Genomic DNA, 12712 nt, shown 5'->3' with positions numbered 1-12712 from the left:
TTTCTTCTCGACTACGAACCGTCAGTTTGGCATTCTTATGGCTGTTCACCCTTTCCCCCTCTCGGTTTGCTGTTGTCTGTTAACTCCAGCTTTACCGATTTGGGGAGGGTGAACAACCTATTGAAACACTACACCTAGAGCATTTAACACTTGAAATGCTCGCTTACGGCAGGCAAAAGCCTGCCTTCTCGCATTTCGTGGCAAGGATTTTCAAGAAAATCCTTGCAGAGCAGTTAGCTCATTTCATTCGCTAACTGCTCTAGGCGCGCGCCCGCTGTCCGTCTTTCTGCGGCAACATCCGCAACGCGGCCTCTCTGGAAAAAACTGCGCCCGGCCCGCCTCCCTACAAAAATTTTTCTCTGTGGGGAGGCGGGCCGGGGCGGCGAAGGCTTGTTAGAATTTTCTCCAATATCTTTATCCAACTGCAACGCCGCCCAACGCCGCCCAAAGATACGACGCCTTTCCTCCGTCGCCCCCACTGCTTGGCCGAGCATGTAGACAATATCCTCATATCCTTCCATTTCAAAAATTTTCTGCCATACCTCCAGCGCCACATCGCCCATTGACTGTACGACCAAACATTTTTACCCTGTTACACAGTAAGGGGTGCATACAGGAGGGCCCGGACAGCCCCGCAGCAAAGTTTTTTCCGCCCCCATTGGCCGGGCAACGGCGTAATAATCATATAATTGCGTTACATTTTGATAAACTGCGCACTTGCAACGTGCGGCAATCTACGCTAAGGCAGGCACAGAAACTTCGTAACTTTTTTCACTAAACGGTATGCTTGCTATACCATAAGGTTAACGCCGCCCGGCTGTGCCGGGCCGACGCCCACAGACCCGCAACCCACGGGGCAAACGTATGACTGCATCCTTGTTTACGGTCGGCCTGCTACCGCTTTTGGCGGCCACGGCCCTCATGCTCTGGGCCACGGCGCAGGCCGTGCGCCAGCGTGACCTGCCGCGCCGCCTCATTCTTTGGGGCGCGCTGCACGATACGGCCCTGGCCTGTCTGGCCCTTGCGGCCGGCGGCGGGGCCGCGCGCACGGGCCTCTGGCTGTTTGTCCTTTTCCAGCTGGCCTCACGCCTGCTGGCCTGGACGTCCTTGCGCCGTCTGCAGGACGGGGCCGTCCGGGCCGACGCCGCCGCGCCCCTGCGCCTGGAAGACCTGCGCGGCGTGGGCGCGCGCAGACCCTGGACAGGCGCGGCCTTTGCCCTGGGCCTGCTGGCCGCCGTGGGCGGCTCGCCCTTCCTTATGCCGGAAGCCCGCGCCTTCATAACGGCCGGCGTGCTGAACAACCTGCCCGGCGGCCTGCCTGTCCTGCTGGCGGCGGCCCTCACCACCACGGTCTTTATCTGGCTGTATGTGACGGCCGTGCGCGTAACGGTGCTGGAACCCGCGCCCGAAACCACGCCCGGCACAGGTGCGCCACGCGCCGGCGGTCTGACGACGCTGCTGTTGGCCTGTGCCGTGGCCCTGCTGGGCCTTGGGCGCGGCCCTCTGACGGACCTCCTGGCCTCCGGCGGCTTTGCGGCCCCGCACAGCGCCGTGCATCCGGCCTACTGGTGTTATTATCTGGGCGCCTTCCTCACCGGCCTGGCTTTTCTGGCCCGGCTGCCCTGGGCCTCCAAGGCCGGCGCGGCCTTCGCCGCCCTGGCCCTGGCCGCGGTGCTGGCCGTGCCCGCCCCGCCCACGGCAAAACTGTTTCTGCTCATGCTCTGCGGCATAGGCCTGGTGGTAGCCGTATACTCCCTGGGCTATATCCACGGCGCGCACCAGGGCCGCTATTGGTTCTTCCTGCTACTGACCTTCGCCTCTCTGGCGGGCATCGTCTCCTCCTCCGACGTGACCGGCATGTACGGCTACTGGGAGCTGATGACCTTTGCCTCCTATTTTCTGGTGGTGCACGAAGACACTCGCGCGGCGCACGACGCCGGCGTCAAATACTATGTTATGTGCGCGGGCGGCGCGCTGCTCATGCTGCCCGGTCTGCTGCTGCTGGGGCAGGGCCTTTCTCCGGCCCTGCTCAAGGGCGCGCTGCTGCTCTGCCTGGCGGGCTTCGGCGTCAAGGCCGGTCTGGTGCCCCTGCACTCCTGGCTGCCCGACGCCCACCCCGCTGCGCCCTCATCCGTTTCCGGTCCGCTTTCGGGCGTGATCACCAAGATGGGCGTGTTCGGCATTGTGGCTGTGCTCTTTGTACAGCCCGGCGCGCTGAGCATGCCCGGTCTTATGGGCTTTTCCTGGCTGGGCACAGGGCTGGTGGCCCTGGGCGCGGCCACCCTGGTCTACGGCGAAATTATGGCCCTGTACCAGGACGACATCAAACGCATGCTGGCCTACTCCACCCTGGGGCAGATCGGTGAAATCACCCTGACCCTGGGCTTGGGCACCTGGCTCGCCACCACGGGTGCGCTCTGGCACATGCTCAACCATGCGGTCATGAAGGACCTGCTCTTTCTTGGAGCCGGCGCGCTTATCCTGCGGGCCGGCAGCCGCAAACTGACGGACCTGCGCGGCCTGGGCGCGCAGATGCCCATCACCGTGGCCTGTATGGGCGTGGGGCTGATCAGCGTCATGGGGCTGCCGCCCTTCGGGGCCTTCTACAGCAAATACCTGATGATTCAGGCGGCAGTGTCTTCCGGCCACGTCTGGCTGGCCGTGCTCATTCTGGCCGGATCCCTGGTGGGGCTCATCTACTATACGCGCATTCTCAAAACCCTGGTCTTTGAGGAGCGCCCCGCCCACCTGCCCACCGTAACTGAGGCCCCGCGCAGCATCCAGATCGCTCTGATCACCCTGGCGGGCACGAGTCTGCTGCTGGGTCTGGCCCCGCAGCTGCCCGCCCAACTGGTGGCCCCTGTGGCCTCCCTGATTTTTGCGCCCCAGGCGGGCGACCCCGCCGCGCTGCTGGCCATGCGGGTTTCCTGGCCCGTATATGTGCTGGTGCCCGTGTTTGGCGCGGCCCTGCCCGCCCTGTTCCGGCGCGACCGCATCAAGGCCGGCAAGGCCAGCGCGGGCGTGCTGCTGCTGAGCGCCCTGCTGGTGGTCGTGTTCGGCCGCCAGCTGGACACCCTCTCCTTCTGCTTTGCCCTGCTGGTGCCCCTGCTGGGCGCGCTGAACATGGTTTACGCCCTGGGCTACATGGAACACAGCCACCGGCAGTGGCGCTTCTACTGCGCGTTTACCTGCATGTGTGGCGGTCTCATGGGCATGGCCGCCAGTCAGTACTTACTGAGCTTCTTCCTGTTCTGGGAAATTATGAGCTCCTGGACGCTCTACCTGGCCATCGCCCACGAAGGGGACAAAGCCTCGTTGCGCGAGGCCTTCAAATACTTCAGCTTCAACGTCTTCGGCGCGGGCTTTCTGTTCGTAGGCCTCTGCGTGCTGGGCCCGGCCACGCCTTTCAACGCCAGCCTGCTTACGGGCAACGTGCCCAACCTGCCGCCTTTCGCCGTTGGACTGGGCATGGCCCTGCTGGCAGCGGGTTTTGTGCTCAAGGCGGCGCAGCTGCCCTTCCGCATTGACTGGCAGATGCACCCGGCCCTCGCGCCCACGCCCGTTTCCGGCTACATTTCCTCCGTGCTGCTGAAGAGCGCCATCCTCGGCCTGATCAAGCTCTTCATGCTGCTGGGCGGCGGCTTTGCCCTGGCCGGGCTGCTTTCCGGCTTTACGCAAAGCGCCATCAGCACCGTGGTCATGTGGATAGGCGGCGTTACCATCATCATGGCGGCGCTGCAGGCCCTGCGCACCAGTGGCATCAAGCTCATGTTCATCTACTCCACGGTGAGCCAGCTGGGCTACATGGTGCTGGCCGTGGCCGCGGGCGGCGCCCTGGGTTACGCGGGCGGCATGCTGCACGTGGTCAACCACGTCTTCTTCAAAGACCTGCTTTTTCTGGTCTGCGGCGCGGTCATGTTCGCCAGCCACAGGGAAACCCTGGACGATCTGGGCGGCCTGGGCCGCAAAATGCCCTTTACCCTGGCCATGTTCGCCATTGCCGGGCTTTCGCTGGTCGGCGTGCCGCCCACCAGCGGCTTTTCGTCCAAATGGCTCATCTACCATGCTCTCATGAACGCGGGCCAGCCCTTCCTGGCGTTGCTCTCGCTGGTGGGCAGCGTGCTGACTCTGGCCTATGTGGCCAAATTCCTGCACGCGGCCTTTCTGGGGCAGCCTGCCCCGGACCTGGAGCACATTGAGGAAGCGCCGCGCATCATGCGCGTGCCCATGGGCATTCTGGCCGCGGGCTGCGTGCTCACGGGCGTATTCCCCGGCTTGGCGCTCTACCCCATCAACGCCATTTTAGCGGAATACGGGCTTGCGCCGCTCCATGTGGGACTTTCGGGCATACTTTCCGGACCGGGCGCGTGGAACGCCACAGGCCTCTGCGTCATGGCGGCCCTGGCCTTTCTGGGCGGGCGCTGGTTTGTACTGCGCTTTACCCGCCTGCGTGAAATTGACGTGCACACCTGCGGCATGCCGCCGGAAACGGCCGCCACCCGCATGACGCCTTCCAGCATCTACGGCGGCCTGCCCCGCCTGCTGGGCGGCCACAAGCCCGCCAAGGAGAACCGCTCATGAGCGACACCCTGCTTGCCATTGTGCATATGTGCCTGTTTCCCGGTGGGGTGTTCGCCCTGCTGGTGGCCATGTTCTTCAAAGGACTGGACCGCCGGGTGGAGGCCCGCCTGCAGCGCCGGGTGGGGCCGCCCTTGACCCAGCCCTGGCTGGACATCGCCAAACTGCTGACCAAGGAAACGCTTATCCCCAAGACGGCCTGCCGCCCGGCCTTTCTTATGGCCCCGGTGTTCGGCTTTACGGGCATGGCCGTGTGCGCGGCCTTCATCCCCGTACCGGGGGTGTACTCCGGGCTCTACAACATGGGCGACCTGCTGGTGCTCTTCTACCTGCTGCCCATTCCGGCCATGGCCCTTATGCTGGGCGGCTCCGCCTCCAGCTCGCCCTTTGGGGCCGTGGGCTTCTCGCGCGAAATGCTGCTTATGCTGGCCTATGAAACACCCTTGCTTATGATTTTGCTTTCCGTAGCCATGCTGGTGGGCAAAGCCCTGCACGGCGGGGCCTGGGGGGCGGAATTTTCGCTCTTGCGCATTGTGGCCTGGCAGCAGGAGGCCGGATCTCTGGGCTTCAACCCCGCCATGGTGCCGGCTTTGTTCGCTTACCTCATCTTTCTGCCCGGCACCATGGGCGTGGCCCCCTTTGACATTCCGGAAGCGGAAACGGAAATCATCGAAGGACCGCTGCTGGAATACGGCGGCCCGCTGCTGGCGCTGTTTCAGATCACCTCGGCCCTCAAGACCTTTGTGGTGCTGGGGCTGGGGGTGGCGCTTTTCTTTCCCGGCACTATATCTGACTTGTGGCCAGTGAACCTGCTCTGGTTCCTGCTCAAGTGTCTGGCGCTCATGCTGCTGTCGCTCACGCTGGTCAAGTCGGCCATGGGGCGCTTGCGCATCGACCAGGCCTTCCGCTTCTATGTGACGGTGCCCACGGGCCTGGCCCTGCTGAGCCTCGTCCTGGTCTGGGTACTGTAAGGAGGCCCCCGTGTCCCTGGACAATCTGCTCAAAAAACTTTCGGTGCGCTCGCCGTGGCTGTTCCGCATCAATGCGGGTTCGTGCAACGGCTGCGACGTGGAGCTGGCCACGACAGCGTGCATTCCGCGCTATGACGTGGAACGCCTGGGTTGCCGCTACTGCGGCAGCCCCCGCCACGCGGATATTGTGCTTATCACCGGCCCGCTGACCACGCGGGTACGCGACAAGGTGCTGCGGGTCTGGAATGAAATTCCGGAACCCAAGGTCACCGTGGCCGTGGGCATCTGCCCCATTTCGGGCGGGGTCTTTCGCGAGGGGTATTCCATTGAAGGCCCCATTGACCGCTACATCCCCGTGGACGTCAATGTGCCGGGCTGTCCGCCGCGGCCCCAGGCCATTCTGGAGGGCGTGGTGCAGGCCAGGGCCATCTGGATGAAAAAACTGGGTCTGGAGGCATAGTTATGGCGGGCTTTCTGAAAGTGCTCTTCCACAACCTGCTGGAAGGCCCCAGCACCGATCCCTTTCCTTTTGGCGAAACCTTCACTCCGGCGCGCCTGCGCGGCCGGGCGCGGGTAGACCCAGACCTCTGTATGGGCTGCGGCACCTGCCGTCACTACTGCGCTGCCGGGGCCATCAACATCACGCAGCTGCCCGACGGCACCGGCTTTACCATCACCATCTGGCAGAACTCCTGCTGTCTGTGCGCCTCGTGCCGCCATTACTGCCCCACCGGGGCCATGAGCATCACCAACGACTGGCATTCGGCCCACCCGGAGGAAGAAAAATTCCGTCGGCTGGAGCAGCATACCATCAAATACGAGCCCTGCGCCCACTGCGGCGCGCTCATGCGGCCCCTGCCCAAAAAACTGGCCGAGCGCCTCTATGCCCATAACAGCGAAATCGACCACGAACTGACGCGCCACCTCTGCCCCAAATGCCGGCAGATTGAAGACGCCAAGCGCAACGCCTGCCTGCTGCCGCAGCACGCCGCCGCCGCGCCGGATTCGCCCGTCACTTCGGCCGCCCCCACCAAGGATTAGCGGGCCCGCCCCGCGGAGAACGTTATGCAAGAAATCATCAAGGGCAACGCCGCCGTCATTGAGGGCCTCAGCGCCCTGTGCCCGGAGGCGGACGCCGTCCACCACAGTGCCGACAGCTTCGGCAACGCCTTCCACTGGTTCCGACTGGGCACGCCGCGCACCCTGCCGGAGGCCGCCGGCCTGCTGCGCGACGCCGGCGCGCGCCTGTGCATGACCACTGCCTACAACCGCCGCCAGCTGAGCGAACCCATGCAGGAAGTGTGCTACCACTTTGAGCTGGAAGGCGTCATCTACAACCTTACCGTGACCCTCAACGGCGAATGGCCCACCGTGCCTTCCATCACGCCCCTCTTTGCCAATGCCGACTGGCACGAACGAGAAATGATGGAGCTCTACGGCATCAGCGTGACCGGCCACCCCAATCCGCGCCGCCTGTTCCTGGACGAAGAGCTGGACGCCGGCATCCTCAACGAGGCCGTGCCCCTGTCCATCATGATGAACGGGGCCTGCACCACAGACCTCTGGGAACGCATCCTCAAAGAAAAAGGGGCCCGCTCATGAGCACCAGCACCTTTGATATGCCTCTGGGCCCCGTGCATGTGGCCTTAGAGGAACCCGTCTACTTCCGCCTGACCGTAGAAGGCGAAACCGTGCGTCACGTAGAGCTGACCTCCGGCCATGTGCACCGCGGCATGGAAGCCCTGGCCAGCCAGCGCAACCTGATCAAAAACGTGACGCTCACCGAGCGGGTCTGCTCTCTTTGCTCCAACAGCCATTCCTTCACCTACTGCATGGCCGTGGAAAATGTGCTGGGCATCACCATTCCCCCCAGGGCGCGCTATCTGCGCGTGCTGGCCGAAGAAATCAAGCGCACGGCCTCCCACCTCTTCAACACCGCCATCCAGGCCCACATCATCGGCTTCAAATCCCTGTTCATGCACGTCATGGAAGTGCGTGAAATGATGCAGGACCTGAAAGAGACAGTCTACGGCAACCGCATGAATCTCGCCGCCAACTGCATTGGGGGGGTCAAGTACGATGTGGACAGGGAATTGTTGGACTATATGCGCAAAACAGTGGACAAAATCGAACCCCAGGTGGAGCAAATCTGCGAGATTTTCAACACCAACAGCCTGGTGCTGGCCAGGACCAGGGGCCTTGGGCTGCTGCCCAAAGCAGACGCCCTGCGCCTGGGCGTGGTGGGCCCGGTGGCCCGGGGTTCCGGCGTGCACATCGACGTGCGTAAGGATTCTCCCTACGCCGCCTACGGCGAGCTGGACTTTAAATCTGTGGTGCGGGAAGACTGCTGCATCCACGCCCGCACCATGGTGCGCCTGCACGAAATATTCCAGTCGTTCTCCCTTATCCGCCAGTGCATCGAGCGCCTGCCACAAGGCCCGCTGACCGCTCCCTTGCGTCAGATCCGCACGGCCGAGGCCTGCGCCCGCACCGAGGCCCCGCGCGGCGAGGTGTTTTACTACATCCGCACCAATGAAACGGACATCCCCGCCCGTCTCAAGTGGCGCGTGCCCTCCTATATGAACTGGGAGGCTCTGGGCGTGATGATGCGCGACTGCAAGGTGGCCGATGTAGCCCTGATCACCAACAGCATTGACCCCTGCGTTTCCTGCACGGAACGCTGAGCCATGCACGAAGCCAGTCTGGTACAGGGGCTGCTGGATATGTGCCTCACCGCTGTGCGGGAACACAACGCCGCCCACCCTGAAGCGCCCGTCACCCGCGTGGAAGAGGTGCGCTGCCAGCTGGGCCTGCTCAGTTGTGTGGAACCGCAGACCCTGACCGCCTGCTTCGAACTGTTTACTGAAGATACCCCGGCGGCCGGGGCACGACTGGTGCTGGAAACCGCCCCCCTGCCCTGCCGCTGCCAGACCTGCGGCCACGACTTTACCCTGACGCAACGGCGCTTTACCTGCCCCCGTTGCGGTGGCGAAAACATCCATTGCGACGGCGGCCACGGACTGACCCTCCTGGCCCTGCACGTCGCCGCCGAGGAACCGGACCATGACTGAACACATCCAGGTCATACCCGACAAATGCCGCGCCTGCCGTCGCTGTGAGGTGGCCTGCATTGCCGCCCACCACGGCATTTCCTTCAAAGAGGCCATGAAGCACCGCGACGAAATGGTGGCCCGCGTGCAGGTGGTCAAGGCAGAAGGCTTCAAAACCACCGTGCGCTGCCACCAGTGCAACCCCGCGCCCTGCGTCAACGTCTGCCCGGCAGGCGCCCTGCAGCAGGACGCCGAAGGCCGCATCATCATGCGCGTGCAGTACTGCCTGGCCTGCAAAATGTGCATCGCCGCCTGCCCCTACGGCACCATCAGCATGGACACCATCGGCATGCCCGACGTGGACGCCGATGGCGGCGAAACCCTGGCCCAGCGCTCCCGCCGCGAGGTGGCCGTGCGCTGTGACATGTGCCGGGCCTGGCGCATGGAAAACGGCAAGAAGATTACGGCCTGCATGGAGGCCTGTCCGGCCCACGCCCTGGCCCTGGTGCTGGCCGACGGCACCGTTGTGGAGGCCCCCACCCCGGTCAAGGCCGTCAAGCCCGCAAGTGCAGCGCCCACAAAGGCACAGCCTGCGACACCTGCAGAATAGCCCAGGCATCGTTATGGCTTGCCGCATATTGCGGGTTTGCGGTAGAGCTATTTTTAAAAATAGTTACTGATATCTTTAAAAAGGGCTTTACAACGCCCGCCACTTTATACACAATGTTTTTCGGCGGACGAGGCCCCGGCGGGCCTCTGTCCCCGCCGAAGGCATCCCAACCAGGCCCGTGCGGCCCCAAAAAAGTGAGGGAAACCATGCCCAAGCATCTGGAAGTGTATAAGTGCGTTCACTGCGGCAACATTGTTGAAGTGCTCCACGGCGGCGGCGCCGACATCGTTTGCTGTGGCGAGCCCATGAAGCTGATGAAAGAGGGCGCCACTGACGGCGCCCTGGAAAAGCATGTGCCCGTTATTGAAAAAGTGGACGGCGGCTATAAGGTGAAGGTGGGCAGCGTGCCCCATCCTATGGAAGAAAAGCACTGGATCGAATGGATCGAACTGCTGGCCGACGGCCGCAGCTACACCAAGTTTCTCAACCCCGGCGACGCGCCCGAGGCTTTCTTTGCCATCGACGCCGCCAAGGTGACCGCCCGCGAGTTCTGCAACCTGCACGGCCATTGGAAGGCCGAAAACTGAGCCTGAGCGCGCTTGAAGGAGAATCCCCATGCAGAAGTATGTTTGCAGTGTCTGTGGTTACGAGTACGACCCGGCCGAAAACGACAACGTGGCCTTTGAAGATCTGCCCGATGACTGGTGCTGCCCCGTGTGCGGCGTGGGTAAAGATCAGTTCAACCCGGCCTAGTTTTTTATAAGCCCGCACTGTGCGGCATGGCGTCGCCCTGCTTTGGCGGGGCGGCGCAATCGGGTTTTATGCGCCTTGCCCTGCGCGGCGCGCAGGGCCGTTCCGCCGCCCGGCATTTCCCCCGCCCTGCCCTTGCGGCTTGGCGGGTTTTTTTTCGCACCGCAATCATACCGGAGGATGGTACATGCAACCTGTTGAGATTAAAAAAGACATTTACTGGGTAGGTTTTGTGGACTACGACCATCGGGATTTTCACGGCTATTCCCGTTCGCCCGACGGTTCCACCTACAATGCCTACCTTATCAAGGACGAAAAAAACGCCCTGCTGGACACCGTTGCCCCCGGCTGCCACGGCACCCTGCTCTGCCGCATGGCCCAGGTGCTGGAGCCGCAGAAGGTGGACTACATTATCTGCAACCACCTGGAGCTGGACCACTCCGGTTCGCTGGAAATCCTGGTGGAACGCTGCAAGCCCGAAAAAATCTTTGTTTCCCAGACGGGTCTCAAATCCTTGGCCGGCTACTTTAACGCCAAGGACTGGCCCGTGCAGGCCGTTAAAACCGGCGACCGCATCAGCCTGGGCAAGCGCAGCGTGGTCTTTCAGGAAACCCGTATGCTGCACTGGCCGGACAGCATGGTTTCCTATATCCCTGAAGAAAAACTGCTGGTGAGCAACGACATCTTCGGCCAGAACATCGCCAGCTCCGCCCGTTTTGTGGACGAATTCGGCGACATGGGCGAATTTTGGCGGCGCGTGAAGGAATACTACTACAACATCGTGCTGCCTTACTCCCCCATGACCCTCAAAACCCTGCCCATTGTGGAAAAGCTGGATGTGGACATGATCGCCCCGGACCACGGCCTCATCCACCGCGGGCCCGAAGCCGTGCGCGCCATCATTGACATGTACCGCACCATGGCCGAGCAGAAGCCCCAGCAGCGCGCGCTTATTTTTTACGACACCATGTGGCAGTCTACGGAAACCATGGCCTATTCCGTGGGCAGCGGCCTGGAAGAAGCCGGCGTGCCCGTGCGCCTCATGTCCGTGAAGCACAACCACCACAGCGCCGTCATGACCGAACTGGCCGACTGCGGCGCGGTGCTGGCGGCCTCGCCCACCCACAACAATACCGTGCTGCCCCTGGTGGCCGCCCAGCTCACCTACATGAAGGGCCTGCGCCCACAAAACCGCATCGGCGGCGCTTTCGGCTCCTACGGCTGGTCCGGCGAAGGCCCCAAATTCCTGCAGGAGCAGCTGGCTTCCATGAATATGGAAATGCCCTGCGAAGCCGTCAAATGCATGTGGCGGCCCAACCACGAAGCCCTGGCCGCTTGCCACCAACTGGGCAAGGACGTGGCCGAAGCGCTCAAAAAGAAGTGCCAGGGCTAACCGCCCGGTACGGTTGTCACAGCGCCAAAACGCCGGGCACCGGCGTAAAAGCGGTCGGAAACTGTGGTTTCCGGCCGCTTTTTCAGAACAATTTCACTGCGAAACTGCTCTGGCCGCTGCGTGCGCAAACGCCCGCCACGCAGACATAAACGCAATGCCTTTGTGCTGTTAACCGCCGAGGCGAGCGGAGTAAAATTTTTGAAAATGGATATTCTCAACGTTGCAATGCTCCAGACAGGGCGTGACCCTTTTTAGACCTGCCCCAAAGGGCGCGGACCGTCTGTCCGGTTGCCCCGCGGCAACGCCTTGAGGCCCAGGCCGCAAACGCTTGGCGGCTGCACAATGTGCAAAAAATCTGACACGCCCCCCCAAAAGGCTGGTGAGGTTGTGCGTGCCACGCACGGCAGACGGCGTGCCCCGATGGATGGGCCTGAGCAAAGGTTGCCGCGACTGCCCGGCGGGCTTTCATGCCCTGTGCAGACTTTTGCCGCCCTGCCGGAAAACGGCCTACAAGGCGGGAAAATGCCCCAACCTCCTGCCCCTCATGAGAAAACAAAAAAAAATTGCAAAAATTTGTTGACAGAGGGGCTTGTTTTGGGCATTGTTTCTTTCGCCGAGGGGCTGTAGCTCAGTTGGGAGAGCGCTTGAATGGCATTCAAGAGGCCGTCAGTTCAATTCTGTCCAGCTCCACCAGATTTCTTAAAACCCCCGATCATTGAAAAATGGTCGGGGGGTTTTTGCGTGTTTGGTAAGGCCAACTCGCCTGAAAGCAAATCTGAAATTCCCTATTTACATATCGCGATCACACGATCAGCTGCAGCCAAGAATTTGTTACCCAGCGTCATTATTTGCTCTTTTTGGTTACTCGCCCAGTTCCCTTTGTCTTGTAGATTTTTTAGAGGACGGAAATTCCCCAATTGTGACACTGGGACTGATTGCCAGATACTATTTTGAACAAGTACATTCATGTCTTCAATATCACCAATGAAAGAATCTGTGAGATTAGATGCTTTTTCAATTTTAGGATTATTTATAAAACGCGCATCAATTTGCGTCTGAATATGGTCTTTATGGATAGAATCAGCCCGGACATAATTACCACCGCGCGTATCGAATCCATTAAAAATCCACCCAGCAAATTTTGGGGCCCCCAAATTCTCATATAAATCAAAATTAGGGTTAGCTTTCTTAAACCGTGAATATCCAGGGTAATCCTCCCAAAAAGAAGTAGCGTTTATGGGTAGAATTTCCGATACTGACCCGAACGGAGATTTTACATGAAAGCGTCCAGATTTTCTGACAGCCAGATTTTGGGAATTTTGAAGCAGGCCGAGAATGGGATCCCCGTGACCGAGACCGA

The 12712-nt window shown here is 61.5% G+C and carries 13 protein-coding genes and 1 tRNA gene; 12 read left to right on the top strand and 2 right to left on the bottom strand.

Annotated features, from left to right (window positions below; all coding sequences use genetic code 11):
* Positions 1–233: 233 nt before the first annotated feature.
* The gene (locus tag EB812_RS11425; RefSeq protein ID WP_165450942.1) at positions 234–578 is read right to left on the bottom strand and encodes a hypothetical protein; all 345 of its coding nucleotides are present in this window, start codon (positions 576–578) and stop codon (positions 234–236) included.
* 286 nt (positions 579–864) lie between these two features.
* Here EB812_RS11425 and EB812_RS11420 point away from each other — a divergent pair, with 286 nt between their 5' ends.
* From EB812_RS11420 to EB812_RS11365, 12 genes are all read left to right on the top strand, one after another.
* Positions 865–4581, top strand: a complete 3717-nt coding sequence (locus EB812_RS11420; RefSeq protein WP_118230696.1) for a complex I subunit 5 family protein — start codon at positions 865–867, stop codon at positions 4579–4581.
* Positions 4578–5549 (top strand): respiratory chain complex I subunit 1 family protein, encoded by a 972-nt coding sequence (locus tag EB812_RS11415; protein WP_118230695.1) that lies wholly within the window; start codon positions 4578–4580, stop codon positions 5547–5549. Before EB812_RS11420 ends, EB812_RS11415 begins: the two co-directional genes overlap by 4 nt.
* Before the next feature lie 10 nt (positions 5550–5559).
* Positions 5560–6009, top strand: a complete 450-nt coding sequence (locus tag EB812_RS11410) for an NADH-quinone oxidoreductase subunit B family protein (protein ID WP_118230694.1) — start codon at positions 5560–5562, stop codon at positions 6007–6009.
* Positions 6010–6011: 2 nt separating this feature from the next.
* On the top strand, positions 6012–6590 hold the full coding sequence (locus EB812_RS11405; RefSeq protein ID WP_118230693.1) for a 4Fe-4S binding protein: 579 nt from the start codon (positions 6012–6014) through the stop codon (positions 6588–6590).
* A 144-nt stretch (positions 6591–6734) separates the two neighbouring features.
* Positions 6735–7151 carry an NADH-quinone oxidoreductase subunit C gene (locus tag EB812_RS11400; protein WP_416241960.1) on the top strand — a complete coding sequence of 139 codons (417 nt, stop codon included), beginning with the start codon at positions 6735–6737 and terminating at the stop codon, positions 7149–7151.
* Positions 7148–8233 carry a hydrogenase large subunit gene (locus EB812_RS11395; RefSeq protein WP_118230691.1) on the top strand — a complete coding sequence of 362 codons (1086 nt, stop codon included), beginning with the start codon at positions 7148–7150 and terminating at the stop codon, positions 8231–8233. The genes EB812_RS11400 and EB812_RS11395 overlap by 4 nt, the downstream gene beginning before the upstream one ends.
* Positions 8234–8236: 3 nt before the next feature.
* The gene (locus EB812_RS11390) at positions 8237–8620 is read left to right on the top strand and encodes a hydrogenase maturation nickel metallochaperone HypA/HybF (protein ID WP_118230690.1); all 384 of its coding nucleotides are present in this window, start codon (positions 8237–8239) and stop codon (positions 8618–8620) included.
* Positions 8613–9209, top strand: a complete 597-nt coding sequence (locus EB812_RS11385) for a 4Fe-4S dicluster domain-containing protein (RefSeq protein ID WP_118230689.1) — start codon at positions 8613–8615, stop codon at positions 9207–9209. Before EB812_RS11390 ends, EB812_RS11385 begins: the two co-directional genes overlap by 8 nt.
* Positions 9210–9415: 206 nt before the next feature.
* Positions 9416–9796, top strand: coding sequence for a desulfoferrodoxin (locus EB812_RS11380; protein ID WP_092154296.1), 381 nt, complete (start codon positions 9416–9418; stop codon positions 9794–9796).
* Between the two features lie 28 nt (positions 9797–9824).
* On the top strand, positions 9825–9962 hold the full coding sequence (locus EB812_RS11375) for a rubredoxin (protein ID WP_118230688.1): 138 nt from the start codon (positions 9825–9827) through the stop codon (positions 9960–9962).
* Positions 9963–10146: 184 nt separating this feature from the next.
* Positions 10147–11352, top strand: coding sequence for an FprA family A-type flavoprotein (locus EB812_RS11370; protein WP_118230687.1), 1206 nt, complete (start codon positions 10147–10149; stop codon positions 11350–11352).
* A gap of 617 nt (positions 11353–11969) precedes the next feature.
* Positions 11970–12045: transfer RNA gene (locus EB812_RS11365), tRNA-Ala, on the top strand.
* A 92-nt stretch (positions 12046–12137) separates the two neighbouring features.
* On the opposite strand, the gene EB812_RS11705 is transcribed toward EB812_RS11365, so the two are convergent.
* Positions 12138–12712 (bottom strand): hypothetical protein (locus EB812_RS11705; RefSeq protein WP_207287378.1); only part of this gene is annotated, 575 nt, incomplete at its 5' end.

It is taken from the genome of Desulfovibrio legallii (genome assembly GCF_004309735.1).
Lineage (GTDB): Bacteria > Desulfobacterota > Desulfovibrionia > Desulfovibrionales > Desulfovibrionaceae > Desulfovibrio > Desulfovibrio legallii.
This window is presented reverse-complemented; position numbering and strand designations above follow the sequence as displayed.

Excerpts from the sequence above, each read along its gene's own strand:
- EB812_RS11420 (WP_118230696.1), top strand. The coding sequence starts at position 865 with ATGACTGCATCCTTGTTTACGGTCGGCCTGCTACCGCTTTTGGCGGCC.
- EB812_RS11415 (WP_118230695.1), top strand. The coding sequence starts at position 4,578 with ATGAGCGACACCCTGCTTGCCATTGTGCATATGTGCCTGTTTCCCGGT.
- EB812_RS11405 (WP_118230693.1), top strand. The coding sequence starts at position 6,012 with ATGGCGGGCTTTCTGAAAGTGCTCTTCCACAACCTGCTGGAAGGCCCC.
- EB812_RS11395 (WP_118230691.1), top strand. The coding sequence starts at position 7,148 with ATGAGCACCAGCACCTTTGATATGCCTCTGGGCCCCGTGCATGTGGCC.
- EB812_RS11390 (WP_118230690.1), top strand. The coding sequence starts at position 8,237 with ATGCACGAAGCCAGTCTGGTACAGGGGCTGCTGGATATGTGCCTCACC.
- EB812_RS11385 (WP_118230689.1), top strand. The coding sequence starts at position 8,613 with ATGACTGAACACATCCAGGTCATACCCGACAAATGCCGCGCCTGCCGT.
- EB812_RS11380 (WP_092154296.1), top strand. The coding sequence starts at position 9,416 with ATGCCCAAGCATCTGGAAGTGTATAAGTGCGTTCACTGCGGCAACATT.
- EB812_RS11375 (WP_118230688.1), top strand. The coding sequence starts at position 9,825 with ATGCAGAAGTATGTTTGCAGTGTCTGTGGTTACGAGTACGACCCGGCC.
- EB812_RS11370 (WP_118230687.1), top strand. The coding sequence starts at position 10,147 with ATGCAACCTGTTGAGATTAAAAAAGACATTTACTGGGTAGGTTTTGTG.